We start from the raw sequence: 25,262 nt of genomic DNA on the forward strand, positions 1-25,262 counted from the left end.
TGTCTCCGGTTCCGTTCGAGTATATTTGCTTGGTGACGTAGGGGGTTATGCCGTTTTCTACGCATGTCTTAAGGTCTTCGGCTTTGTAGTATCCTTTGTCTGCTAATACTTCAAATTCTTTGCCGCCGAAGAGCTTCTTTGCTCTGAGCGCCATGTTGTCAAGTTCGCCCAAGTCGTTCGGTTTTTGGGTGACTTTGAAATCGGCTATTAGTTTATGCTTGGAATCTACTGTTGTTTGGACATTATAGCTTACATCGACGTTATTGTTGTTGTTGCACATGAGCCGGGCATCGGGGTCGGTGGTGGATATTTCGTTTTCGCCGCTTTCTTTAAGCTGTTTTTGGTATTGTTCGTATTTTTTCTTGCGGTCGCGAAGCTCCTGAATCCTTTTCTGTATTTCTGCGGCATCGGGCTTCCGGTCGCAGGCTTCGGCGTCATCTCCCTCGTCGAGTTCCTGCAGGTATTTGTCTATCTTTTGGTCAACGTGTTTTAGGTGCCTGTTGAGTTTTTTAGCGCTGTAGTTGTTTCTTTTTGCATTGCAGGCGCGAAACTTCGAACCGTCGATCGCCACCAGTTCCTTGCCAAATAAACCCCATTCATCGCAAAGCCTGGTGAAGTCCCTGAATACCTTTTTCAGCGCCTTTTTGTTATCTTTTCTGAAATCTGCTATGGTCTTGAAGTCGGGTCTTAGTTTCTTCAGAAGCCAGATGACTTCTATGTTCCTTGATGCTTCGTGTTCAAGCCTTCGGGATGAGCGTGTCCGGTTAAGGTATCCGTACAGGTAAAGCTTCAGCATGTCTTTGGGGTTGTATGGCGGTCTTCCTATTGATGGACAGACGGCTTTGTTGAAACCGAGCTCTTCTATGTCAAGCTGATCCACATACTCATCTATTACTCGGATGGGGCTGTGGTCGCTTATGTAATCATCGATGCTTTCCGGAAAAAGTATTATCTGATTTCGGTCGTGGCCTTCTATATATCCCATAAATCCACTCTTTTCTTCTGTATTTATAGTTAAATTATATCATATTTGTGGATTTATGTTAGGTTAATCAGGGCACTTTTCACGTCTGACGGTTCCGTCGACAACAGTTAAAACAGGAAGCAAGTGGTGCCAGGCACCGAACATATTAAATTAGAAATGTCAAGGGGACAGTTCTTTTGACAACAGCTAAACGCCGGAATCCCATAGCCGCTGCCGATTGTCTGCAAGGAACGCTCTGCGGGAGGGACGCCTACGCTGACACGGTGAAGGTTCGGCTAAGCGAACAGGCGCACGCGTCGTGCCAAAGTTAAGGAATGTGTTTTTAAAGATAGACAGGAGAGTTTTTGTTACCAACCGGGCAGCGGAAAACGGCAAGCGTCAGGCTCTATAAGTGCGCCGTCGTTCGCTCCGAACCAAGCCGATGTCACGTCGTCCCGGAGCACAGCGTCTCCGGCAGTCAACCGGCAGGAAAGGCAATGTTTCTTCTCTTCATTGCCCCATGTTTTTCCCAAGTTTTCTCCCCAAACCACACAAATTAACCATCTCCGCCCTTCAACCCCCTAGCCCTTAACCCCCCAACTGGCAACTAATGTAAGGAAGGCATAATGTTCAAATCTCTCCAAAGAAGAAAGGTTTTTTGTTTCCGGTGCGAGAATATCCAAATGCAAATCTGGGGTATACACCTAACCCGGACAAGCCGGAACCAAAACTTCTCACCAAAGAGTCACAGAGTTCACAGAGAACAGAAATATCAAGATAAAATAAAAAATGAACACCCATTTTCGTGTTTTCCCCTCCGTGTGCTCTGTGTCTCTGTGGTTGTTTTGTCTTGCCATCTTGCGCAGATCTTGGCGTCAAAGGCATTAAGGAATGCGGATTATCTGGAAATTCACTATACTACGGATTACTGGGAGGTCCTGAAAAATGAAAAAAAGGGTGTATACCACCCTCGACGATTGGATTCTGCACGAAGCGATTCCGTTCTCCGTCGATTCGTCCGAAACCTTCAACGCTTCCATCGACAAGGTCATCGCCTCACTTGACGACTCGGTGGAGTTGCTTGGCTTCGGAGAAGCACTCCACGGCGGCGAGGACATTCTTATGCTCCGCAACCGGCTCTTCCAGCGCTTGGTGGAGACGCACGGCTACAGCGCCATTGCCATCGAGAGCAGTTTTCCTCGGGCGCGCGCAGTGAATGAGTACATAGCCGGTCGCGGCCCGGCATCGTATGAGGCCGTGCAGGACACCGGATTCAGCCACGGCTTCGGCCGGCTCGACGCGAATCGAGAACTCGTAGAGTGGATGCGGCGATACAATGCCGATCCTTCCCATCGCGTCAAACTCCGGTTCTACGGCTTCGATAGTCCGACCGAAATGACCGTCAGCGATAGTCCAAGGCAAGTACTGCATTTTGTTCTCGATTACCTTGCCTCGATTGACAGTGCCGGCGGGCAAGAGCATCGCGAACGCATCGACCCGCTTCTTGGCCAAGACTCTGATTGGGAAAATCCTGCTGCAGCGATGGACGCAGCGAAGTCTATAGGCCGCTCACCAGCCGCAACCGCTCTGCGGATTGAGACGGAGGATCTGATTTCAGAACTGCATATACGCCGTCCGGAATTGGTGGCTAAGAGCGACAAAAGCAGCTATTTGGAAGCCATGCAGTATGCTTCCGTGGGCAGGCAGTTACTGAACTATCATGCCGAGTTAGCGCGACAGTCGAGTGAACGGGTTGTCAGACTTCTTGGCATTCGCGACGCGTTGATGGCGGACAATCTGGCATACATGGTGTCCCGTGAGCGCGGCCGGGGGAAAGTGTTGGCTTTTGCTCACAACAGCCATCTGAAGCGCGGGAAGGCACAATGGCAACTCGGCCCTGACTTACTCATATGGTGGCCGGCGGGAGCGCACCTCAATGAGATGTTCAGCCCGCGCTATGCCGTCATTGGTTCGGCGGTGGGCGTTTCCGATGCAAACGGCATCGGCCCGCCCGAAGCCGGCACGCTTGAGGCGCGGCTGACTGCCGTGCCGGGGCCGGCGCGGTTCATTGAAACTCACAAAGGCCAAGGGCTTCCAACCTCGGAAATCGCAGCTCTTCCGACTCGCTCGGGCAGTATGAAGAACCCGACCTACTTCGCACTGACTCCTAAAAGCTTCACCGATTTCGACTGGCTGGCTGTCCTGGATTCAACGGTATACAACCGCGGTGGGCCGCCGCTGCAACAATGGGACGCTAACCCAGAGCAGTAAAACTCTTCGACGTTCCGGCAGCCGTCGGTACGGCGGGACGTTCGGGTAGATGAGAATTTATTTTAAGGATGCCCCAAACCGGTTTTGGCTGTTCGAAATTCGCTCGGCCGTCCGATTTTGTTCCGTTTAATGATAACCACCTTTATGCATCTCTATCATCGCTTTCATCAATCCGGGGGCGACCATGCCGATGAATAGCGCTGCCAGCACGATGACAGCGACCACGGCCGCAACCATAACGATTCGTTTTTTATCCACTTTACTACCTCCTTCCCTTATGACTCTACAGACAGCCTGAAAATTCACTCATAAGCCAGCGCCTCACGTACGGTAAGACGCGCGGCGCTTAAGGCCGGTAATAAACCGGCAATTACGGCGACGATAATAACAATCACCAACCATAAAATAGGCGCCCAGGGAGGGATCACGATATGCAACGGTACGCGTAAGAATATTCTTCCGGCGGCGCCGGCTATGACGGCGGTTATTCGTAAGAAAGCACTTCCCGGACGCTCATTCTTGAGGCCTTGTATGCCGGATAGAGGCTGGACAGCGCTGCAAACAGCATGGCCAGCACCAACCATATGAAAACACCTGTAGGGGATAATGCTATCTTTAAAGGCGTCTCGAAAAATATGGTCCCAAACATATAACTGATAAAAATACTTGCTGGAGTAGCTATTGCGGCCGCAAATACCCAACTCAAAAGGCCGATTAAGACTCCTTCACCGACGATTATACGGAATATTGAGTGTGTGGAGGCCCCGACGGCACGCATTATACCGATTTCACGGGTACGTTCCAGCACATTTATACTCATAGTGGTCGAAAGTCCAAGACCTCCGACTACAACGCCCAGGAACGACATCATAATCAGCATGACGGCAAGGAGCAGAAGGTGTCCGTCAATCTTCCGCCTTATGTCATCCACCTTGACAACGCTTGTGATTTCAAAACCGGCAGAATCAAGATTCTTTTCAACATCTCTTACGGCAAATTCTATATTTTTCGAATCCCTGTTTCCGGTTGTGATAACTACATTCTGACCGAAACCTTCCTGGCCTGTTAGCTGCTGAAAATACTCCTGATTTACATATGCCTTCGGTTCGGACATCATTTCCTGGACAACTCCGACAACTTTCCAGACAGAGTCCTTTCCGTTTATTCTTAATATAATGGTATCTCCAACCTTTGTATCAGGTTCCTTGTTCAACACCCGTTGGTTTAGAACGACAGCATTGGTATCCTCCTGAGCCAGCCATCTGCCTGTGTTCGGTTTGACAGATGTTACTAGTTTTGAGCCTGATGGGATTGCAAGGACTTTGAAGTTGTCGCCGCTCATACCGTCCGCATGTACAGTTACGGCTTGCGAACCTCCCCAGACTTCTACATCCTTTATACCGGGGACTTTTTTTACCGATTCCTCTATATCAGTACTCTTATAAGGGCGGGCAAGGCCTATAGAGGCATCAAAACGGTAAGACTTTATAACCCCTGCCGAACTTGTATTCATGGATGCGGAAACATTCATGGCAGTAATAAACAAAGCTCCTCCAATAGAGAGCACCCCAAGGGTGAATAACAATCTGCCCTTTTTTCGGAAAGTGTTCCTTATAGAGAGAAGAAACGGCCTGGATATTCCTCCGAATCTTGAACTGATGCTATCACGGGTATTCGGATTTTTATTATTCAAAGCAACTCCGTAATCTTGCAGCGCTTCAATTACGGTAATCCGGCTTCCTTTAACAATGAAATAAACGGCTGCCAGTAAAGGCAGCAGGAGGCCGACTGCGATTTGACTCAGGAACGTCCATAGGGGGATTCTATAGCTGAAAATCTGGAAGTTCAACATATTTGCGGCAAAAGAAGAGTATGCCCTACCGGCAAGAACTGCTGCAGGGACGGCAAGGGCAATTGCTGCAATCCCCAGTATTATGACAAAACTCAGATAAATTGCTGCAATCTGGCCGCTCTTTGCGCCGACGGCCTTCATCATTCCTATCTGGCGGATTTGCTGGGATAGAAGTGCCGAGATCACATTAGCTACAATCACGGCGCTTAAAATAAGCGCAATTATTCCAAAGGCTCCCAGCAGGAACAAAAGGGTTTGCATCTGGGTTGCATGAGGATGCTTGCCGGGTTCTGGTATTTCAATCCGCCATACTTTCTTTCCGTTTTGCTCCAGCCAGTCTTTTAATTTATATGTGACTCTTTGTACGTAAGTTTTATCCATCCGGTTTTCTGATACGACGAATTTCAATTCATTAAAGCCATTATCGCCGCCAAGCTGCTGATAGGTTTCCAGAGTTATAAAACTGAATACTTCATCTTCCATCCAGGCAGGGGGAAGAGCGGGAGCATGCACTGTGCCTGCCAGCTTCCACTCGGTGTAAGGGCCTCCCGGCAGCTTGATATCCAATTTGTCGCCTGTTTTTGCGTTTATAACCTGCATTGCGGCTCTTTCGACAAGTATGTCCCCTTTTTCAGGAGGCCGTTTTCCGTCTTCCGGCTCGAATGTACCTATACGCATGTCGCTGAAATTCTCAACAACAAACATGACGATTTTCTTTTCATCGCCATCATCTGACCGTACCCGCCCTGCGATAGTCCTTCCGGCTTCTGCATCCAGGATCCCGGGCATGCTCTTTACTTTCCTGACGGTTTCATCATCAATGCCTTCAACCCATAGAGTCGCAGACGCCGGATTTGTGCGCATATAATTGACATCCATTTCACGGCTGAGGATTGCCCTGGCGTTCAACACCGCCCCGACACCGGTGACGCCTATTATCATCGCAATCATGACGAGGATTGTTCTTGTTTTATCGGACATCAGGTCGCGTATTACTTTTTTCCAACAGAGTCTATGCATTTTACAGCACCTTCCTGTTGTTCCTGCCCGCTTCCTTATTTACCGGAATATCATCAATGATCCTACCGTCAGCCAAAGTTATGCAGCGCTTTACCCTTTTGCCTACATCCCTGTCGTGCGTTATTAATATAACGGTTTTCCCTTCATCCACCAACCCGTCGAAAATCTCAAATACCATTTCGGCTGTCCGGCTGTCAAGGTTCCCGGTGGGCTCGTCGGCTACGATTATTTGCGGGTCGTTTGCCAGAGCCCTGGCTATGGCAACTCTCTGCTGCTCCCCTCCCGATAGGCATGATGGAAACTTATCAGCCTGTTCTTCTACGCCAACCTTGTCCAATAAAAGTGCTGCCCGTCTTTTACGCTCTTTTAAAGGAAAAGTATTGCAGAAGTCCATTGGAAGCATTACATTCTCCAGTACCGTCAACGTAGGAAGGAGTTGAAAGAACTGAAACACCACTCCTATGTTTCTTCCTCTCCAAACAGCCATCTGGCTTTCGGTAAGAGACTGGACCAGCCTGTTGCCGACAATTATTTCACCTGAAGTGGGCCGGTCTATGCCGGAAATCATATTGATCAGGGTAGTTTTCCCGCTGCCGGATTTGCCGACAACGGCGACAAACTCCCCTTTTCGCACCTGCAAATCAATCCCTTTGAGTACGGTGAATATGCCGGCGGAGCCTTCGTAGGTTTTTGTCACCTGACGCAGGTCGATGATGTACATCATTTTCCCCTTTCGCGATTATTGGTAATATGCTTCTTATCCGGAACGGTGCTCCGGATTACCTGAATTGCTCCTTCACAGACGAAAATTCTCGAAAAGGTAGCCAGACCATCTTACTCCGGAACTATTAGTAACTTATTGAACATCTTGTTCAACTATAATATAATAGTCATGCCGAGTTAAAACAACAACCAAAGTCACAAGATCTGTTCGTAAAAGAACAGAATAGCGAAATTGTACGGAAAGAGGTAACAGACGTGACCAAGAACATCAAAGACAGGCGGGTGCAAAAGACCCGCAAACTCTTGCAAGACGCGCTGGTCGATTTAGTCGCGGAAAAAGGTTATGAGTCGATCACCGTTCAGGAGATTCTGGATCGGGCCAACGTCGGACGCTCCACCTTTTACGCTCACTTTCAGTACAAAGATCAACTGCTGCACAGCTGTTTTGACGATATCCATGAACTATTTGAGCAGCTTAATAAACGGGTTTCAGAGGCAAGGAAAAACTCTGAAGGCATCAACGACGTCGATATTACCCTCAGCTTGTTCCGGTTCGCCGGACGAAATCATCGTTTCTTCAAAGCCCTGCTGGGGAAGCGGAGTAACGGTGTATTCAACCAGCATTTCTACGATTATCTGTTTGCTCATATGCACGAGCATCTCAAACTGCCGCTGGCAAGCGAGAAGCATGATTCGCTTCAATCCGAAATCATGGCTCACTACCTTGCAAGCGCCTTTATGGGCATCCTGGTATGGTGGGTTGATAATGATCTGCCTTGTACGGCGGAAGAGATAGATATGTATTTCAAACGGCTGGTGATGCCTGGTTTCAGGAATGTTTCGGGGCTGAATCACGAGACCCGGTTTAAAAGGTTACATGAGACGCTATAGAGCATACCTGTTATTTTTCCCCCAAACCGGAATCTACAATTAAATGTTCCCCGGATTCGCATTTATCCAACTCTGGGTCCCCTGACTTCGGGGTAATCGGTGCAACCGGAGCACCAAAAAAGAATAGGTTCAGGTCTTAAAGTATACGGTAAAGGGGTGAGAACGTGTTTGCGATCGAGGTGCGAAGAAGGGGCGAAAAAGAGGATTTTGCGTTCGAAGACGTGGCAAAAGAGGCCCGCGTCTTACACGAGGATTGCGGCGGCGACAAAGTCAACTGGGACCCCCCGGGGGACTGCGGTTGTCCCTGGATCTTCCGTTGTATAACCTGCGGCGCGCAAACGGAGGCGCCTTCCATCCTGGACACCAAACTGAAGATTGTGGAAACGTCCATGGACGGCAGCGAGAGGGAAATCGGTAAAAGCATCCGGGTAGTCTGCCAAGCGTCGTAAGGCGCTTGACTTATTATTTGGCTTTAAATGATTCATTCAGATTCCCAAGCCGCTGCCGTTTGACTCTAAAGCAACGGAAATCCGAGGCGGATTAGAAGCTTCCGCGCGATAATACTACACAAGAACAGACGGTTTCATTATTAACGGCCGGAGATAATAATCGTTCCGAAGGATGCTGCGCTGTTTTCGGCGTGTTAATTACCGGCCGTGACGTGCGATGCGGTATAATATACACAAAAACATAAGGGAGAAAACGTGATGGAAAACGGCGGATACGTACTGCTCGGAATCGTCGCGCTCTGCTGGTTGGCGGCTATGGTCGCGGGCATGATTGCCGCGTTTCCGGCGGGGATAATAGGCTTGATTGCGATCACCGGGTTCGGTCTTCTGCTTGCGAAGGCGGTAAAGGACCGGCTGGCGAATAAAGAAGACGACTATTACGCAAAGAAGGTCAAGAAATAGGAGGGAATTATGTTAATCACGACGCAAGACGAGTTTGCGGACTACGAAATAACCGAAACGCTTAGTATGGTTAAGGGTAACACGATTAGAGCGAGGCACATCGGCAAGGACATCATGGCGGGAATACGCAACCTGGTCGGCGGGGAGATAACGGACTACACCAAGATGATGGCCGAGTCGCGGGAGCAGTCGCTCGACAGGATGATCGAAGACGCGAAAGAGAAAGGCGCCGACGGCATCGTGGGAGCGCGCTTCGTAACGGCCAGCCTGATGCAGGGAGCGGCCGAACTGCTCGCGTACGGTACCGCCGTGAAACTGAAAAAGAAATAATTGCGGGCGGGGCCTGAATAATCCGATGATTCGATGTACAAATTGCGGAGGCCGCCGGCCCCGCCGCATTGTGGCCTTTACCATACCGGTTGGAGGGCGGAAGATGATCTCATTGGACGATCTAAAGTGGGCCGGTCTGCGGAGCAACTACGGAACGGGTGAACGTGTGGCTCAACTGCTGAGGCGTGTAAAAGCAGGCGAACCTCCGGAAAAGTGGTATGAAGACCTCTTTCAGGAAGTCTGCCATCAGCACACGGTCAGCGAGGCCGCCCATACGGCGCTACCTTGCCTGGCAGCGCTTGCGGAACAGCGCCCGGAACACCAGGGTGGAGCTATTACTTCTCGGTGGTTGGTGTGTAGCCTGCACGCGGCTTTCGGGAACCCCGCCGATACCGGTTGAACTCCAGCAGCCATGGGAGGACGCGATGGCGCGGGCGATCCCCTTGATCGGGCGGGTATTAAGCCGAAAATGTCCGGATGAGGCTGAATTCCGCCACCTGCTTTCCGCCCTTGCGGCTTTTAACGGTCATCATCCGTTGGCGTTCATTCTCGCGGATTTAGATTGCGAGATCGAATGCCCGAAATGCGGAACACCCATTGACCTTATGAATTCCAACCTTAACCCGCTTGCCGAACCCAACGCCGCTGACAATACCACGGAGTAAACGTGAGGATATAAAATGCCCTCATTAGGCCGACGAACGCTGTGAAGACGTAAGCCGCAGTTTATCACTGCGCGTGCCGGAGCATTATGATCCGGGCGAGGATTTTTGGAGAAAGACCAAACTCATCGGCGCAAGCGCCAGCAAGAAAAACACACCGCCTATAAGCGAACCGTGACTGAGCCAGGCAGAACGCATTATGATCCCGGCAAACCCCGCGATACAGGCGGCGCCGTTGAGCGACAGGAGAACACCGGCAAGCCGCAATTTGGATGAAGACTGCAGCATGAGGATGCCGAAGATGATGGAAGGCACTCCCAATACGGCGTAGGCCAGGTTATTGACAACCCAGATGGTCGAACCGGGCCACTGCTGGATAACCTGCCGCAACAAGAATTCAGACTGGGCTTGAAACTCAGGTCCGGCATGCAACTCAAGCAAACGCGGGACCACGGTAATCTGTGAAAAATAGACCGCCAGGTTCATAACCCCGTATATCGGAATAAACACCGCGCCGACGGCCGACCATCCCGGCGCCGCCGGTTTATAGGAAAGATAAAGCAAGGCAAAGAGCGTGATTGCGCATACCGTGACAAGGGCGGCGTTAAGATAGGTGAGGTAGAAGGCCGTGCCCAACCTTGCGGTATGGGCCAGTACCTGGTCAAAGGTCTCCAGCGGCCCGGCGGCCGCCGTTTCCGTAATAAGAAAAACCAGCCAGATTACGGTGAATGTCAAGCAAAGCAGCGAGACAACACCGAGTATCCTGGTCTGCATGGTTGCCGTTCCCTCCTAAACCGGATCACAATACTGACGATGCGGCCCGGGTTATAATGCAATTCTGCGTTGAAGAAAACTTAAAAATACGGTGGAACTGAAGGAAAAGAGGTCAACAGGTTGAAACATAAGTCATACCGGAGCATCGGGATAACTTGACACACAAGCTCGTCACGCGGAAGATCACATCCGGGCCGTAAATGCTAAATGCGGCACGCCCGCACCTTCCGAAAGGAGAATACCATGAACCAGGACGAACAGCAACTGGACCTGCTTTCGATCTTTCATTACATAGTCGGCGGCATAAACGCCCTGTTTTCCTGTTTCCCGTTTATTCACCTGGCGTTGGGTATAGCCATGCTGTGCGGGGGATTCGGGGAGGACGAGCCGCCGGCGTTTCTGGGATGGATATTCACGGTTATCCCGGCCGTGCTTATCCTCAGCGGGTGGGCGTTGTCGGCGCTTATGATCCTGGCGGGCCGGAACCTGAAAAGGCGCGCGGCGTATACGTTCTGTCTCGTGGTTGCCGCGAGCGAGTGCATTCTGATACCGTTCGGGACGGTACTGGGGGTACTTACGCTGATTGTACTTACCAGGGAATCCGTGAAGAAGATATTCGAGGAAAAGAAGGCGCCGGCCGTTTTATAAGAAATGTGCTTTAAGCGAAAAAGAAACAAAGGTTCATCAACAAAACAGGTTATTAATAGTTTTCCTGATTAACAAGTCCGGAAAGGGTGGACTAAAAAATATGCGAAAGGGCTTTTCCGGAACGGAGAGCATACTGATTTCGGTTGTTTTTGACGCGTTCTTCCTGATGGGAGCTTACGCCCTTGTTAAATTGTCTTTAACGGCCGCGCTGGTAAGTTTGATAGTTATCGTTTATCTGTGGTATTACCTCCATAGGCCGAGGATCTGCAACTTTTGCGATCAGAATTGTCCGTTCAAGCCCAAGAGTAAATCCGAGCGGCATACGCGGGCCGGTTTCAGCAGGTTTGAAGCGGCGGTTTTCTACCCGGTGTTCTTGTTGATTCTGGGATTGTACCTTGCGGCGGTTTACAGGCTTAACCTGATTGTCGGTATAATCTTGACCGTATTTCTTGTGTACGCCCTGGTGCTTTACCGTATAAGAGTTTGCCCCAACTGCGATCTTCCTTGCCCTTTTAACAAGCATAAGACGGTTGTATAAATTATATTAGAGAAGCATTAAACTTTTTTGTAGTAACCGGCGTAGTTGGCGGTGACACTTCCGTTGAACGACTCGGCCAGTTTGCGCGAGGGAATGTTGTTGTCGGTTACGGTATGGTAGTAGCATTTAGTAAAGCCGCGCTTTTTCATGGTCAGAAGGATGGCTGCCAGCAGGGCCGAGCCGACGCCCTTACCGGCATAAGCGGGAAGCACCCCCATGCTGAAGACGCTTCCGTCCCTGATGCCCCTTCGCGTCCACAGAAACTTCAAGGCGGCGAAAAGGTCGTTTCTTCCCCCCATTGCCTGGACGGCGGCGTTGAGGTCAAGGAATGATATTATGTATCCTATCGGCCGCCCGCCGGCCTCGGCTATCAGCACGAAATCAGGGACGATAAAAGGCTTCTTTTCCATCCAGAATTCGTAACTGGTGTCGACGTCGTAACCTGCAAAGTACCATATGTTCTTAAACGCCGCGTTCCCTATTCCTATGATTGCGGCGTGGTCCCGCTGAAAGTCGGTTAAGGATACGGGCCGTATATCGACGCCCGGAATTTCGTAACGCGATAACAGATGTGCTTCGGGGATGGATTCGAGGTCGATGGAATAACACAGTTCCCGGTGCTGCTTATTGAAGCCCATGCTTTCGAGATACGCCGCGTAGTAAGGCTGCGCGTATGAATAGGGAAACACGGGCAGCTCGTCGAAACGGTCCGATTTCAAGCCGAAACCGAAGAAAAGATCGCCGTTTACCGGACCCGTTAAAGAAGACACTCCCTTTTCTTTCAACCAGGAGACGGCGGCCCGGAAGAGTTCAACGACGTCGATTTGTTTATCCGGCAGGGCTTCAAAAAGACCGAAGAAGGCGGTATTCCTTTTCCGGTTCTTGATAAACAGGCGGTTTATAAACATACAGACACGCGCCGTAACCTCTCCTTCATGTTCCGCGTAAAAAGCATTTTGTTCGATATAGGAAGAGAAAGGAGTCCGGCCGGTTATCAATCTTGAGGTGTCTTTCGCTATCGCCGGAACCCAGTAAGGGTTGTTGCGATACACGGCCGCCTCCAAATCAATAAACCGTTTTACCTGCGCTTGGGTAGTTACCTGGACAACAGCCATTTGATCTACACCTTTCCGAATTTTATGCCCCGAAGATGCCAATAAAAGGTTTGCCGAATTCATCGACACCCGCGTTTCAATATATTGCGGAAGCAGGATTTCTTGACACTTTTTAATCCGGATGGGTATAATTCCATAAATCCCGAACGTAAAGGGACTAACAATCATGAAACGAGGCTTCGGAGATGAAGGTATCCGAAAATGTTCACGCGCTGAAGGTTCCGTTTAAGATCCCGGTCGGCCCGGGGGTTGAGGTCGCGAGGTTCGTGTACGTGTTTCTGATATACGGTGAGAGCATCTGTCTTATCGACACCGGCGTGAGCGGCTCTGAAGAGGCCGTTTTCGGCTATATACGCAAAAGCGGCAGGCGGCCGGAGGAAATAAGTCTGGTCGTGCTGACACACGCCCACCCGGACCATATCGGCGCGCTGTACGCCGTAAAACGGGCTACCGGCTGCACTGTGGCGGCGCATGAGGGAGACCGACGGTGGGTTGAAGACGTCGAGCTGCAACTGCGGGAGCGGCCGATCCCAGGATTCGGCACCCTGGTGGGCGGGTCGGTGAAAATTGACGGCGTGCTTGAGGACGGGGACATCGTGGAACTGGGCGGTGGACTTTCGCTGGAGGTGTTTCATACGCCGGGACACTCGCAGGGCTCGATATCCGTTTTTCTCAAAGAGGGCGGCGCTCTCTTTTCCGGGGATGCGATTCCGACTGCCGGTGACATCCCCATTTACGACGATGTTACGGCCTCCGTCGATTCCGTCAAGAAACTAAAGGGTGCCGGCGGTGTGAAACTGCTGCTGTCTTCCTGGGACGAACCGCGGAAAGGCGAGCGGGCTTACCGGGCGATGGATGACGGACTGCGCTGCATCCAGCGCGCTCACGACGCGGTGCTGAAGGCGACCGGCGGCGATGCTTATCAGGACCCGATGGAACTGTGCCGGAGGGTTGTCGCCGAAATGGGTCTTCCGGCGGCTGCCGTCAATCCTCTGGCCGCAAGGACCTTCCAGGCGCATCTGAAACTCCGCGACCGTAAGGATTTAACAGGGGATTAACGGTTATGGTACGATAACGCGGTATTCGTTTGCCTCTGAGAATATAATGTGAATCTGTATTTATTTATAGAGAACTTAACGGCTCTTATCGTAGTGCGGGTATTGGCGATTCTGCCGAAGCAAATTCAAATATATGTGAGTATATTTAGGTAAGGGAAGGAATATTTATGGTTTTTGCCGAATTACAGAAATAGAGGAACAGGGAAAGTCCGTATAAGGCTGCATCTTCCATCACAAACAGGGGCTGTTCGAAGGAATGGTTCTACCAATTGACACGATAGATCGATGAAACGCATTGATTACTTCTTTGGAATAGTTATAAAAGAGTGATGAAGAGGAGGCAGTTCCGTGGCTTTCGCATGGACGTCTCTAGAAAAGAAACGCCGCCGCAGGATGCTTCAACAGATCTTGATCGTTGGAGCGATTCTCCTTTTACTCGCCGCAATGCTTCCTTATCAACCGGCAAAAGCGGACTTGACCTGGCAAGCGGAAACGGTGGACGATACGGGTGATGTGGGTAAATACACGTCTTTAGCCCTGGACGGTTCAAACTATCCGCATATCAGCTACTACGACGTCACCAACCATGACCTGAAGCACGCCTACAAAGACGGTTCAGGCTGGCATACCGAAACGGTGGACTCGGACGGCGACGTAGGAATGCATACGTCTTTAGCCCTGGACGGTTCAAACTACCCGCATATCAGCTACTACGACGCCACCAACCTCGACCTGAAGCACGCCTACAAAGACGGTTCAGGCTGGCACACCGAAACAGTAGACTCGGGCGGCGGCGTCGGAATGCATACCTCAATAGTCATGGACGGCTCAAACTACCCGCGTATAAGCTACTATGACGCGACCAACCTGGACCTGAAGTACGCCTATAAGGACGGCTCCGGCTGGCACGCGGAAACGGTCGACGGCGCGGACGATGTAGGCGAATTCACGTCCATGTTCCTGGGCGCTTCTGATTACCCGCATATAAGCTATTACGACGCCACGAACCTTGACCTGAAATACGCTTATAAAGACGGCTCCGGCTGGCACACGGAAACGGTCGACGGCGCGGATAACGTCGGCAAGTACGCGTCTATCGCTCTTGATGCGTCAAACTACCCGCATATCAGTTACGAGAGCGAGACCAACTGCGATTTCAAGTACGCCTACAAAGACGGCTCCGGCTGGCACATAGAAGAATGCGAGGATTTCGGATATTGGTTATACACGTCGATTGCGCTGGATGCGTCCGGTTATCCGCACATCTGCACCGCCAGCGGTCCTTCTTATTATCTCAGCTATAACTGGAAAGACGCGTCGGGGTGGAAAGAGGGAACTCCGGATATCTCGAGCGGCGTGGGATGGTACGATTCGTTAAAGCTGGATGCGTCCGGAGGCGCGCACATAAGCTACTACGACCTGACGAACGGCAGTCTGAAGTACGCCTATCAAGCGCAGACCGCGCCGACGGTGCAAAGCACCGACCCGGTGAACGGCGCAACCAGAGTATACACCGACAAGGTCATTACCGTGACCTGCGACAGGGGTATCGAGGCGGGCCCCAATTTCAACGAGATTAAGGTTAAGGATCAATCCGGAAACGAAATGAGTATTTCGAAAAGCTTTCCTGTATGGGCTACGCTCGCCATCGAGGTTGAAGGCAACATGCGCTGCGGCGTCGCCTATACGGTATACATTACCGCCGGCTCAATCCAGGACGACTCGGGGATAAGCCTGGCGAGCGACTACACCTTCAGCTTTACCACGGAGCATGCCTGGACGCACGGGCAGTTTTCCAACACCACCGATGCCTGCGCCGGGTGTCACGTGGCGCACGCCGCCCAGGCGCCGAACCTTTTGAAAGGCGGGCCGACGCAGACACACTTCTGCTTCCTCTGTCATGGCGACGGCGCCACCAGCGCCCCGTACGATGTCGAAGACGGGTATACCAGTATGACCGTCAGCGGGGATGTGTATCCTTCCACTGCGGGAGGATTCGTTAATCAGTTCGTAGACGAAAACGGAAATCGCACCATCGACGCCGGCGAACTTAAACCGGTTACCTCGCGGCACAACGTATCCGGATTCGTATACGGCGATGAGAGCGGCGCGGTCCAAAACACGGACAACGTTTACCACTGGATTCCGGGCGGCAGCAACCAGCTGACCGGGGAAGGCTTCGTCTGCGCCTCGTGCCACGACCCGCACGCCGGCGGCGCGGCGCCCCAGGTTAGCGACGGGATCGAGCACGTGCTTGGAAGCACCACTAATCCGAACCCAAGGCTGCTGCGAAAGAGCATCACCGTGCAGGATGCGACTTATACCGCACTATACGTCGGGCTCAGCGGCTCATGGGAGGATAGCGGGACGGAAGGTTCGTACGTTGTAACCGGGTACGTTTGCGGTACTTCGGAATGGTGCGGCGCCTGCCACGACAAGTTCCAGAACGACGACGCAAATTGGCAGGCCGGGGGAGGAGAAGCCGTCCAGTACTATGGAATGTGGCGGCATCCCATAGGCGCGCACATCCTGTGGAATTCCGTTACGGACGAAAGCCTCGAAACCGGCACGCCGAGTGTGTACAAAAGGGTAACGGGCTGGGCGGCCAATCAGGTGGGATGTCTCAGCTGCCACCGGGCGCACAGCAGTATGGTCGTAATGGACGATGAGAGCTGGGCGGCGGACTGGGCGCGCGACGCCACAGACCCGGCAACGGATAAAGCGAGGGGGGACACCTCGGCGCTCTTACGTATGGACAACCGTGGTATCTGCTACAACTGCCACGGCGCGGGAAATAAAAACTGCCGGAATGATTCGAATTATTTTTATTCAGGAACGCAAAACCCGTTCTGTTCGCACTGCCACCCGTTCGAGGACGATGTGTTGCCTCACCCCATGGACGTGGTTTGTCTCTGCCACTGGAAGGATTAAAAAGACAAAGCAACCCTCTCGCGGGATGGTTAGGGGTAGTCTCATTGACCGATCAATACCGATGGAAGTTCAATCCCGTAATCTACCGCATACTGCAGACCGCCGTAGAATGCCCGATAACAATATTACAAGTGACAGCCACGAGACGGTTTACGAAGCGAAGGCCTAAGTTAGCTTTTGGGAGGTAGCTTTTTTGCCGAACAGGCTTGTGGTGGCGCTCGGGCTCTTATTATTGACATTGTCCGCAGGGTGCGGCTCAACAGACATTAGTAACAAAAGTGCGGGGTCAGCGTACGAGTCGGAGTTTAAACCGGATATCAAGGGGATCTCAGGCATAATCAACATGAGCAAGGACGGCGTGGTCGGGGAACTCGGGAATAACTATGAGTTCGTTGACGCCGGGCCGGAAGGCGCCCGCGAGGGTTATTACTTCGTAGAATACGGGTTGACGTTTGTCTTTGACGATGACCATAAGATCGTTTCCATTGATTGCGATCAAATGGTCGATATAAACGGGGCAAGGGCAGGGATGGATTTCGCGCAAGTGCAAAAAAAGCTTGGCGGAAAAAAGATTGCAGAGACTTCGTACGGGATTCCTGAAAACAAAGCTTACGAACTAAGCTACTGGATAAATGAATGTAAAGTGGTATTCAGTTCGTTTGAGGAAGACGGAAGAGATTCGTGGGTAACTGTTTATAAAGAAGATAAGGCGGACAATGAGAATGGGGGTTTTAACGGCATCCCGCGTGCCGGCGATGACACCGAAAGAGTGAAAGTACTGGAAGTTACGGCGGACATCGATAAAGACGGCAAGAGTGAAAGGATATTGTTGGACCGCGAGAAGGAAAAAGCCGGGGACTCGTCATTCGTTTATTCGAGGATCCTGGTGTTTGACGAGCGGGACAACCGGGTTTTTAACTCAAAGGATTATATCACGGATTTGCGCGGGGGACGTTCCGACGGTTTTGAAAACGGGCTGGTTAAAGTTGATGACCTTGATGGAGACGGCGCCAAAGAAATATATTTCTGTGAAAGCGGCAGTAAGCCGGTTATTCAAAAGCTGGCTATTGTCGGCAAGTGTAAGGGCAGCTATAGGTTGCTGTTTTTTGAAACGTTGGGCGACTGCGGCTACCGGGATTTTGACAACGACCGGAAATTAGAACTGTACGGCCGCACGCGTAACGCGCAGTTTCTCTGTTGGTCGGGGAGGGATACCGTTTACAGCCGCTCTGAAGACAGATATATTCCGTCATATTCCTGTACCAGGCGGCTGTGGGAGGAAAAATGCAGGCAATCGGAGAAAGTGTTTCAGGATAAACCGGACATGGATTCGTTCGGAGAGCTTATAACGAGCTACGCCGTGTTGGGTTACAAAGACAAGGGGTTGGAGATTATTAATAACAGCAGGGTTTTGGGACGGTACGAATCGAAAGAAGACTGGGCATTAAGGTTCGAGGAGTGCTTGAAGTCCGAGAGCGCATGGTTAAATTCTCTGAAATAGGTAACGGCGACGACTTTCGACCGGCGGGAGAAAGTGGTAAAAACAATCGGGATAATGCCGGTTTTAAAAACAGAAAGGGAATAGAATCCGCATTCTATTCCCTTTTATAATTACCTTCCGGTCGAGTTCAACGAACGCAAGCCGATAGGGCGGAACAAGCGGCGATTGGGTCGGAATCAGTTCGGAACGCATATCATCTGGCCTGCTCTCAGGTTATAACAGTCAATTCCCGGGTTGTAGTATATGAGCATTTCCACGGTGATTCTGCGCCTTCTGCAGATGTCGTAAACCGTCTCTCCCGCTACGACCGTGTAGGATACGCAACCCGCAGGGCAAACCGGCCACTTCGGGGGCATCGGCGGCACGGGAGGGGCGTATGCGTATCCGGGAATGCAGACGACCTGGCCTATTTGGAGATTGTAAGGGTCGGCGCCGGGATTGGCGGCCTGAATCGCTTCCACGGTTGTATTGTAGCACTGGGCAAGTAACCAGAAGGTATCTCCCGACCGTATTACATAAGGAAATGTTCCCGCCGGGCAATGATGATAATAGTGCATATTTATCACCTCCCTGATAAGTCCTTTTTTTACATGATATAGATGTTATAGCTAAAAGGTTCCCCACTTTACGGAAAATAAGGTAATAATAGGCGAGGCGCCGCTTATAATCACAGCATCCGTTTTCAAGGGTGTGCGCTTAAGGCTTGAGGCAATGTGAAACGCCAGGGAGGAAAAAGGCGCCTGTTCGATGAAAGAAATTCCGTAGTAAATGAATTCGGAAGTACCGCGGGCGAAAACGCGGTTATGATAAACGGCCGGTACAACCTGAAACAATCCATACTGAAGATGTCGATATCGTAAACGCTACGCCGCTTCTGGATATAAAACCTTACGTAAACGGCGGCGCAGATTTTCGAAATAGAAGGTGCTGCACACATGATCGACCCGGAAGAGATTATTAAAAAGTACTACGACCCGGAATCGGAATTATACTTTTTTCTTGTTGAACACAGTAAAATGGTTGTTCAAAAGGCGCTTGCGACGGCGGCGAAAATACCCCATCTTAAGCCCGACAACCGGTTTATCTTTGAGGCCGCGATGCTTCATGACATCGGCATATTTCTCACCACACTGCCGGAAATCGGTTGCAACGGCGGCAGACCGTATATCTGCCACGGGCACCTGGGCAGGGAAATCCTCGAAAAAGAAGGGCTGCAAAAACACGCACTCGTTTGCGAAAGACATGTCGGTACCGGAATAACGAAAGAAGATGTGGAGATGCGAAAACTTCCGCTCCCTAAAAGGGACATGTTACCCGTATCTCTGGAAGAAAAAATAATCTGTTTCGCCGATAAATTCTTTTCTAAAGAAGGCAAAAAGACACTACAAAGAGAAAAAACAATTGACGAGATAAGAAAAAGCCTGGTTAAGTTTGGTCCCGATAAGGTTTCGCGGTTCAATGAGTGGGTCGAGCTGTTCAAGGAATAGCACGGACCGGCGAAGCCGCTTGCTGATACGAACACTGGTTGATTATGTATTAAATACGGTATATTATGAGCTTATGAAAAATAACAAAGGTGATAGTTAAGAAGTCAATATTAAGTAAACCACGTTGGTGTTTTGATGGAGCGCGGTTAGAAGCGAGCAAATGGGAAGTGAGAGGTGCGAGGTTGGAAGTAGGATTCTAAGAAGAATTCGCTATGCGAATTTTCCTCAAATTTTCTGACTTCCGACTTCTAACTTCTGACTTCTTAAACAGTCAGGCGCTGCTTATTACTGCGCCCTACGGGGTTCAGTGATTGCTTACGTTAAGAAAAGCGGGGGAGACCAGGGAATGAAGACTAAAGCTCCTGAAAGCCTCCAAATCGGTGCGGTTATTTGCGATTGCGGCGGGCAGATATCCGAAAAAGTAAATATGTCCGTAATTATTCAAAAGACTAAAGAACTGGACAGTGTCGCGCGCGTCCTGCAAACGGGAAACCTGTGCCGTAACGGGGGTCTGTCACGTGTAAAGGAAGAACTGAAGGGCTGCGACAGAATGCTTATCGCCGGATGCTCCGAGCGCTCGTCTCTTACCTTTAATGAAGACCGGATTGCGGCGTTTCTTGCGGAGATGGGCCTTAACAAGGCGATGTTTGAGGTCGCCAACCTGAGGGAGCAGTGTGTCTGGATTCACGACGGCGACGTGACGGACAAGGCAATGGACATGATCAGGATGGCGCACGCCAAACTGATATTAAACGTGCCGGTTCCGGCGCCGGTGAAGGTTTTGAAAAACAGCCTGGTGATAGGCGGCGGTCCCGCCGGCGTTCAGGCGGGCATCGATCTGGCAGCGGCGGGAATCAACGTTACCCTGACGGAAAAGAAGGCATACCTCGGCGGTCACTTCTGTCAGGTTCCGTATCTTATCCAGTGCGAAGGTTATCCGTCGATGTGCGCAAGTGACTGTGTCGCCCCGGTGCAGGCGCGGAAAGCGGTTTTCAGCCCGTTGATGCGGATTCTGACGAACACCGAGGTATTGGATATCCGGAAGGAGAACGGCAACTTTGCGGCATCAATAGCCAAAGGCGCCTCTTTTATCGATCCTGGTCGATGTGTCTCGTGCGGTAAGTGCGCCGCGGTTTGCGCGGTGGAGACGAAGAATGAGTATGAATGCGGCCTGACGAAAAGAAAGGCGATCGACAAGGAATACCGGATGGGGATTCCGGACACCTATGATCTTGTCGACGAAGCATGCACCAGATGCGGCGAGTGTTTGAAGGTGTGTCCGACCGGCGCCATAGACCTTGAAGCGAAAGCGGAGGTCTTCGAAGAAACCTTCGGTACGGTGATTCTGGCTACCGGGTTCAAAGCCTTCGACCTCGGAACCCTCGAAAAATTGAACTATTCCTCTCCCAACGTTCTCTCCTCCATGGAAATGGAGCGCTTGATAGCGGCACGGCTGGAGCGGCCCGACGGGCGGGGTCCGGCGGAACGCGTTGTGTTCATGCTGTGCGGCGGCTCGCGGTCGACGGCGAAACAGTCCTCCGAAGGCGTGCCGTACTGTTCAAAAAACTGCTGCGGTTTTGCCGTCAAACAGGCGAACCGGGTGATGTCGATCAACAACAACGCCGAGGTATCGGTGGTCTATTTCGGCGACATCAGGACGTACGGGCGGGCGTTTGAGCATTTCTACAACGAGGCCGCGGAGTTCGCGGATTTTATAAACGGAGAGGTTACCGGGGTCCAGGACGGGGAGGACGGGCTGACTGTCAGCGTCGAGAGGCCGGACGGTTCCGAGGAAAAGATTGAGGCGGACATACTCGTTTTGTCCGAGGCGCTTCTGCCCGGCGGGACCGGTTTGATTGAAAAACTAAAGCTCAGGACCGACCGTTATAACCATCCGATTGAGATACAGCCGAGAATCCTGCGACCAACGGAATCCATGGTCGACAGAGTGTACGTAGCGGGCGGCGTGAGCGGCCCGAAAATAGTTCAGGAAAGCGTGGAACAGGGAAGCGCGGCGGCGCTGAGGGTGATGCAGAGCATTTCCGGGGGCGAAAAGGAATTACCAAAATTCCTGTCATCTGTCGACAAGGAGCGCTGTTCGCGGTGCAGGATATGTGAGACCGTGTGTCCGCACGGGGCGATAAAGGTGACGGCGGAAGGGGCCGAAGTCGACCAGGCTTTCTGCCAGGGATGCGGGTTGTGCGCTTCCGCCTGTCCGAGCCGCGCGGTGGGGATACGGAACTTCGACAACGAGCAGATATTAAGTCAGGTAGAGGTCGCTTTTTCTGGATTGAAAGAGGGCGAACCGAGGATCATCGGCCTGCTGTGTTATTGGTGCTCGTACGCCTCGGCCGACCTCATGGGGATATACGGCATGAAAATACCCCATAAGAACTTCAGGAGCGTAAGGATACGCTGTTCATCGTCAGTGAACGCCGGGCTGATACTTGAGATCTTTCGAAAGGGCGTCGACGGGATTATCATCGCCGGCTGCCCGCCGAAAAACTGCCACCACGGGGCGGGCAACTACATGACCGCAAAGAGGGTCATGCTGATGAATACGGTCATGCGGCAGCTTGGTATGGATACGATCCGGCTGAAATGGGAGTTCATAGGTGTTCCGATGTGGAGAAGCCTGGCGGAAGCGATAGAAAAAATGAATAAGAACCTGGCTGCGCTTGGATCTACTTAGAAGCTCACAAGGAGTGGAAATCAGGACCCGTAAGCTTGGAACTTAGAAGCAGTATTGTAACTTATGCGGAGCGCAAAAAGAAGTGGTGCAGTGCAAGGAAGAACGTTGGAGACGAACCGGAACGTACATAAAGGTACGTGAGGATTCGGCTCCAACGGGCTGACGCAGCAATGCGTTTCTTATCGTTGCGCCCCCCGAAAGAAGAACCATTTTCTTGGGAGGTCGGTATGAGTAAGATCAGAATGATTTTAAACTGGGGGGCTTCTTGCGGCGGTTGTGACGTGTCAATCCTGGACGTCGGCAGGCCGGTACTCGATCTGCCGAATGACGCGGAGATCCTTTACTGGCCGGTTGCCCTCGATTTCAAGCGCCGTGACCTTGAGACGCTGGCAGACGGGAGCGTGGATATAGGGATTATTAACGGCGCCGTGAGGACTTCCGAGCAGGAAGAGGAAGCAAAAATCTTCCGCGCGAAGTGTAAAAGCGTCGTGGCTTACGGGTCCTGCGCATGCTTCGGCGGCATTCCCGGGCTGGCCAACCAGTTCGTTCGAGAAGACGTGATGGCGCGGGCGTACCGCGAAGCTCCTTCAAACGTAAACGAGGAAGGCGCGGTGCCGCTGACGGAATCGAAAATGAAGGGTTACAGCCTTTTGCTTCCGGAGTTTTCTGAAGAAGTGCGGCCGCTGGAAGACATAATTAAGGTGGACCGTTTTGTTCCGGGATGCCCCCCTTCGACTGAAACCATCATCGAGTTTATCGGCAGTCTGGGCCCCATCGCGCGGGGAGAGGCGGGGAAAAGGATTTTCGCCTCAGACAGGTCGCTTTGCTACGACTGCCCGCGGGAGAAGAACAAAGCGGCCAAAAGGGTCGAGAAGCTGTACCGCCCGCATGAAATAATCGCCGGAAGCGATAGATGCCTTCTCGATCAGGGGATCGTATGCCTGGGCTTCGCCACCAGGGGCGGGTGCGGCGCGCGATGTATCGGGGTGAACATGCCGTGCCGGGGGTGCTACGGCCGACTGCCGTCGATGGTCGATCCCGGAGCCGAAGCGATATCGGCCTTAGCCTCCATAGCCGGGGATTGGGAGGACAACATGCCGCCGGCGAAGATATTCGATGTTTTAGACGCGGTCAAGGACGCTGTCGGCACGTTTTACTCGTTCTCCCTGCCATCCGCGATTATTAACAGGAAAAGAGGATAGGGATATGACCAGAAAGATCTCGATCCTTCCTAACACACGGCTTGAAGGGCACGGCAAGGTGGAAATAATACTTGACGATGACGGTAATGTTATCGACGGGTTCTTCCAGGTCATCGAATTCAGGGGCTTTGAAAAGTTCTGCGAGGGAAGGCACGTAGAGGAACTGCCCAGGATAACGCCTAAGATATGCGGTGTATGCCCCGGGGCGCATCATACAGCGTCCGCCAAGGCCTGTGATGCGGTTTTCAACGCGGACCCTCCCGATACGGCAAAGAAACTGCGGGAGATGTATTACAACGCCCATATGGCCCACAGCCATATCCTTCACTTCTTTGCTCTGGGCGCGCCGGATTTCGTCCTGCTGAAAGAGGATGCCGCAAAACGAAACATATTCGGGCTGGTGGCGGCGGTCGGCAGGGATATCGGCACGGCCGTCGTGGACAACCGCGGTCACGCGCAGCGGATCCAGGAGATCATCGGCGGACATCCTATATATCCGGTGTCCTCTCTTCCCGGCGGGCTGTCGAAACCGCTCGGAGAGGCGGAGAGGGAAGAGATCGAAAAGAATGCGGTTTCTTTGATTGTTTTCAGCAGGCAGAGTCTTGAAATCTTCGAAAACCTCGTGCTGAAGAACCGGGAACTCGTGGAACTGATAGCTTCGGATTTATACCGGCACGAAACGAACTATGCGGGAATGATTGACGGAGAAGGTAAAGTAAATTTCTATGACGGAAGGATAAGGGTTGTCGGCCCCGATGGCGGTGAGGTATGTTCCTTCGAGGGTGCGGATTATCTGGAGCACATAGCGGAACACGTTGAACCGTGGAGCTATTTGAAGGTTCCATACCTGAAAAACGTAGGGTGGAAAGGTTATATAGACGGGCCGGAAAGCGGCGTATACAGGGTTAATTCGCTGGCGAGGCTGAATGTGGCCGACGGCATGGCGACACCGCTCGCACAAAAGGCTTACGAAGAAATATTTAAGTTCTTCGGGGGGAAACCGGTGCACAACACCCTTGCATACCACTGGGCAAGACTGGTGGAACTCATGTACGCGAGTGAGAGGATTCTAGAACTGGCGCGGGATCCAAGGATTACCGATGCCGATGTTCGAAATATTCCTTCGGGGAAGCCGTCCGAAGGTGTAGGGGTGGTTGAGGCGCCGCGGGGAACACTGTACCACCATTATGTTACGGACAGAAAGGGAATCGTACAAAAGGCGAATCTTATCGTCGCTACGGTGCAGAATAACGCGGCCATTAACATGTCCGTAAAGAAAGCCGCGAAAGGGCTTATAAGAAACGGCATGGTAGACGATAAACTGTTGAATATGGTGGAGATGGCCGTCAGGGCTTATGACCCGTGCCTTGCCTGCGCCAGCCACACCCTGCCCGGAGGGGCGTCGTTCGAAATAAATATTTATCGGAGCGGGAAGCTGTATAAACGGCTGCCGTAGACAGTAGACGGTAGAAAGTAGAAAGTAAGCAGTAGGTAGAAGGTAGAAGGTGGTACGGGTCACGGGTCAGGATTCGGGGATTAGGTCTCAGTCGACATGAAGTCCGAAACATGAAGAAATAAGAGTTTCAAGTTCCGGGCACTATATTCCGTATTCTATATTCTGGTTGCTGACTACTAAATGCTACTGAATTTAACTTCGGCATGTATAACCATTAAAAAGAATTGGGTGGGTGG

General features: G+C 51.7%; 25 protein-coding genes. 17 read left to right on the forward strand and 8 right to left on the reverse strand.

Annotation, left to right across the window (positions count from 1 at the left end; genetic code table 11):
- On the reverse strand, nt 1-985 hold a 985-nt coding region (locus tag AB1500_03100; GenBank protein ID MEW6182150.1), incomplete at its 3' end, for an IS1182 family transposase.
- A 924-nt stretch (nt 986-1,909) separates the two neighbouring features.
- Between AB1500_03100 and AB1500_03105 the strand changes: the two genes are divergently transcribed.
- Entirely contained in the window at nt 1,910-3,235 is a 1,326-nt protein-coding gene (locus AB1500_03105) for an erythromycin esterase family protein (GenBank protein ID MEW6182151.1), read from the forward strand.
- Nucleotides 3,236-3,361: 126 nt separating this feature from the next.
- Here AB1500_03105 and AB1500_03110 read toward each other — a convergent pair whose 3' ends face one another.
- The 4 genes from AB1500_03110 to AB1500_03125 are packed head-to-tail and all read right to left on the reverse strand — an operon-like array spanning nt 3,362 to nt 6,831.
- Entirely contained in the window at nt 3,362-3,493 is a 132-nt protein-coding gene (locus tag AB1500_03110) for a hypothetical protein (GenBank protein MEW6182152.1), read from the reverse strand.
- Between the two features lie 44 nt (nt 3,494-3,537).
- The gene (locus AB1500_03115) at nt 3,538-3,672 is read right to left on the reverse strand and encodes a hypothetical protein (protein MEW6182153.1); all 135 of its coding nucleotides are present in this window, start codon (nt 3,670-3,672) and stop codon (nt 3,538-3,540) included.
- A 47-nt stretch (nt 3,673-3,719) separates the two neighbouring features.
- Nucleotides 3,720-6,068, reverse strand: coding sequence for an FtsX-like permease family protein (locus AB1500_03120; GenBank protein MEW6182154.1), 2,349 nt, complete (start codon nt 6,066-6,068; stop codon nt 3,720-3,722).
- Nucleotides 6,069-6,108: 40 nt separating this feature from the next.
- Nucleotides 6,109-6,831: an ABC transporter ATP-binding protein gene (locus tag AB1500_03125; GenBank protein MEW6182155.1), complete on the reverse strand. Its 723-nt coding sequence runs from the start codon at nt 6,829-6,831 to the stop codon at nt 6,109-6,111.
- 254 nt (nt 6,832-7,085) lie between these two features.
- Here AB1500_03125 and AB1500_03130 point away from each other — a divergent pair, with 254 nt between their 5' ends.
- The 6 genes from AB1500_03130 (at nt 7,086) to AB1500_03155 (ending at nt 9,627) form a co-directional block, all read left to right on the forward strand.
- On the forward strand, nt 7,086-7,721 hold the full coding sequence (locus AB1500_03130; protein MEW6182156.1) for a TetR/AcrR family transcriptional regulator: 636 nt from the start codon (nt 7,086-7,088) through the stop codon (nt 7,719-7,721).
- A gap of 164 nt (nt 7,722-7,885) precedes the next feature.
- Nucleotides 7,886-8,170: a hypothetical protein gene (locus AB1500_03135; protein MEW6182157.1), complete on the forward strand. Its 285-nt coding sequence runs from the start codon at nt 7,886-7,888 to the stop codon at nt 8,168-8,170.
- A 258-nt stretch (nt 8,171-8,428) separates the two neighbouring features.
- Complete coding sequence (locus AB1500_03140) at nt 8,429-8,632, forward strand: hypothetical protein (GenBank protein ID MEW6182158.1); 204 nt, start codon at nt 8,429-8,431, stop codon at nt 8,630-8,632.
- A 9-nt stretch (nt 8,633-8,641) separates the two neighbouring features.
- Nucleotides 8,642-8,962 (forward strand): YbjQ family protein, encoded by a 321-nt coding sequence (locus AB1500_03145; protein ID MEW6182159.1) that lies wholly within the window; start codon nt 8,642-8,644, stop codon nt 8,960-8,962.
- Nucleotides 8,963-9,065: 103 nt separating this feature from the next.
- On the forward strand, nt 9,066-9,362 hold the full coding sequence (locus tag AB1500_03150; GenBank protein MEW6182160.1) for a hypothetical protein: 297 nt from the start codon (nt 9,066-9,068) through the stop codon (nt 9,360-9,362).
- Nucleotides 9,363-9,387: 25 nt separating this feature from the next.
- Entirely contained in the window at nt 9,388-9,627 is a 240-nt protein-coding gene (locus AB1500_03155; GenBank protein MEW6182161.1) for a hypothetical protein, read from the forward strand.
- An 84-nt stretch (nt 9,628-9,711) separates the two neighbouring features.
- Here the strand turns inward: AB1500_03155 and AB1500_03160 are convergent, their stop codons facing one another.
- Entirely contained in the window at nt 9,712-10,398 is a 687-nt protein-coding gene (locus AB1500_03160; protein MEW6182162.1) for a hypothetical protein, read from the reverse strand.
- A gap of 243 nt (nt 10,399-10,641) precedes the next feature.
- Here AB1500_03160 and AB1500_03165 point away from each other — a divergent pair, with 243 nt between their 5' ends.
- Nucleotides 10,642-11,046 (forward strand): hypothetical protein, encoded by a 405-nt coding sequence (locus AB1500_03165; GenBank protein ID MEW6182163.1) that lies wholly within the window; start codon nt 10,642-10,644, stop codon nt 11,044-11,046.
- 100 nt (nt 11,047-11,146) lie between these two features.
- Nucleotides 11,147-11,584 carry a hypothetical protein gene (locus tag AB1500_03170; GenBank protein MEW6182164.1) on the forward strand — a complete coding sequence of 146 codons (438 nt, stop codon included), beginning with the start codon at nt 11,147-11,149 and terminating at the stop codon, nt 11,582-11,584.
- A 17-nt stretch (nt 11,585-11,601) separates the two neighbouring features.
- On the opposite strand, the gene AB1500_03175 is transcribed toward AB1500_03170, so the two are convergent.
- Nucleotides 11,602-12,699: a GNAT family N-acetyltransferase gene (locus AB1500_03175; protein ID MEW6182165.1), complete on the reverse strand. Its 1,098-nt coding sequence runs from the start codon at nt 12,697-12,699 to the stop codon at nt 11,602-11,604.
- Between the two features lie 185 nt (nt 12,700-12,884).
- Between AB1500_03175 and AB1500_03180 the strand changes: the two genes are divergently transcribed.
- The 3 genes from AB1500_03180 to AB1500_03190 all read left to right on the forward strand — a co-directional run bounded on the left by AB1500_03180 (nt 12,885) and on the right by AB1500_03190 (nt 18,189).
- A complete protein-coding gene (locus AB1500_03180; protein MEW6182166.1) occupies nt 12,885-13,757 on the forward strand; it encodes an MBL fold metallo-hydrolase in 873 nt (290 codons plus the stop codon).
- 348 nt (nt 13,758-14,105) lie between these two features.
- Complete coding sequence (locus AB1500_03185; GenBank protein ID MEW6182167.1) at nt 14,106-16,688, forward strand: Ig-like domain-containing protein; 2,583 nt, start codon at nt 14,106-14,108, stop codon at nt 16,686-16,688.
- Between the two features lie 193 nt (nt 16,689-16,881).
- Nucleotides 16,882-18,189 (forward strand): hypothetical protein, encoded by a 1,308-nt coding sequence (locus tag AB1500_03190; GenBank protein MEW6182168.1) that lies wholly within the window; start codon nt 16,882-16,884, stop codon nt 18,187-18,189.
- 176 nt (nt 18,190-18,365) lie between these two features.
- Here the strand turns inward: AB1500_03190 and AB1500_03195 are convergent, their stop codons facing one another.
- Nucleotides 18,366-18,746, reverse strand: coding sequence for a LysM domain-containing protein (locus AB1500_03195; protein MEW6182169.1), 381 nt, complete (start codon nt 18,744-18,746; stop codon nt 18,366-18,368).
- A 215-nt stretch (nt 18,747-18,961) separates the two neighbouring features.
- On the opposite strand from AB1500_03195, the gene AB1500_03200 reads away from it, so the two are divergent.
- The 5 genes from AB1500_03200 to AB1500_03220 all read left to right on the forward strand — a co-directional run bounded on the left by AB1500_03200 (nt 18,962) and on the right by AB1500_03220 (nt 25,026).
- The gene (locus AB1500_03200; protein ID MEW6182170.1) at nt 18,962-19,150 is read left to right on the forward strand and encodes a TrmO family methyltransferase; all 189 of its coding nucleotides are present in this window, start codon (nt 18,962-18,964) and stop codon (nt 19,148-19,150) included.
- Complete coding sequence (locus tag AB1500_03205; protein ID MEW6182171.1) at nt 19,128-19,676, forward strand: HDIG domain-containing metalloprotein; 549 nt, start codon at nt 19,128-19,130, stop codon at nt 19,674-19,676. The genes AB1500_03200 and AB1500_03205 overlap by 23 nt, the downstream gene beginning before the upstream one ends.
- 346 nt (nt 19,677-20,022) lie before the next feature.
- Nucleotides 20,023-22,368 (forward strand): hydrogenase iron-sulfur subunit, encoded by a 2,346-nt coding sequence (locus AB1500_03210; GenBank protein ID MEW6182172.1) that lies wholly within the window; start codon nt 20,023-20,025, stop codon nt 22,366-22,368.
- Nucleotides 22,369-22,595: 227 nt separating this feature from the next.
- The gene (locus tag AB1500_03215) at nt 22,596-23,570 is read left to right on the forward strand and encodes an oxidoreductase (protein MEW6182173.1); all 975 of its coding nucleotides are present in this window, start codon (nt 22,596-22,598) and stop codon (nt 23,568-23,570) included.
- A gap of 4 nt (nt 23,571-23,574) precedes the next feature.
- The gene (locus AB1500_03220; GenBank protein ID MEW6182174.1) at nt 23,575-25,026 is read left to right on the forward strand and encodes a Ni/Fe hydrogenase subunit alpha; all 1,452 of its coding nucleotides are present in this window, start codon (nt 23,575-23,577) and stop codon (nt 25,024-25,026) included.
- The last annotated feature ends 236 nt before the right edge of the window (nt 25,027-25,262 follow it).

It is taken from the genome of Bacillota bacterium (assembly GCA_040755295.1).
Classification (GTDB): Bacteria; Bacillota; Desulfotomaculia; order Desulfotomaculales; family Ammonificaceae; genus SURF-55.

Coding starts and splice junctions, on each gene's coding strand:
- AB1500_03195 (MEW6182169.1), bottom strand. CDS start 18,746: ATGCACTATTATCATCATTGCCCGGCGGGAACATTTCCTTATGTAATA.
- AB1500_03155 (MEW6182161.1), top strand. CDS start 9,388: ATGGCGCGGGCGATCCCCTTGATCGGGCGGGTATTAAGCCGAAAATGT.
- AB1500_03210 (MEW6182172.1), top strand. CDS start 20,023: ATGAAGACTAAAGCTCCTGAAAGCCTCCAAATCGGTGCGGTTATTTGC.
- AB1500_03165 (MEW6182163.1), top strand. CDS start 10,642: ATGAACCAGGACGAACAGCAACTGGACCTGCTTTCGATCTTTCATTAC.
- AB1500_03160 (MEW6182162.1), bottom strand. CDS start 10,398: ATGCAGACCAGGATACTCGGTGTTGTCTCGCTGCTTTGCTTGACATTC.
- AB1500_03125 (MEW6182155.1), bottom strand. CDS start 6,831: ATGATGTACATCATCGACCTGCGTCAGGTGACAAAAACCTACGAAGGC.
- AB1500_03145 (MEW6182159.1), top strand. CDS start 8,642: ATGTTAATCACGACGCAAGACGAGTTTGCGGACTACGAAATAACCGAA.
- AB1500_03170 (MEW6182164.1), top strand. CDS start 11,147: ATGCGAAAGGGCTTTTCCGGAACGGAGAGCATACTGATTTCGGTTGTT.
- AB1500_03140 (MEW6182158.1), top strand. CDS start 8,429: ATGGAAAACGGCGGATACGTACTGCTCGGAATCGTCGCGCTCTGCTGG.
- AB1500_03180 (MEW6182166.1), top strand. CDS start 12,885: ATGAAGGTATCCGAAAATGTTCACGCGCTGAAGGTTCCGTTTAAGATC.
- AB1500_03175 (MEW6182165.1), bottom strand. CDS start 12,699: ATGGCTGTTGTCCAGGTAACTACCCAAGCGCAGGTAAAACGGTTTATT.
- AB1500_03215 (MEW6182173.1), top strand. CDS start 22,596: ATGAGTAAGATCAGAATGATTTTAAACTGGGGGGCTTCTTGCGGCGGT.
- AB1500_03150 (MEW6182160.1), top strand. CDS start 9,066: ATGATCTCATTGGACGATCTAAAGTGGGCCGGTCTGCGGAGCAACTAC.
- AB1500_03105 (MEW6182151.1), top strand. CDS start 1,910: ATGAAAAAAAGGGTGTATACCACCCTCGACGATTGGATTCTGCACGAA.
- AB1500_03120 (MEW6182154.1), bottom strand. CDS start 6,068: ATGTCCGATAAAACAAGAACAATCCTCGTCATGATTGCGATGATAATA.
- AB1500_03220 (MEW6182174.1), top strand. CDS start 23,575: ATGACCAGAAAGATCTCGATCCTTCCTAACACACGGCTTGAAGGGCAC.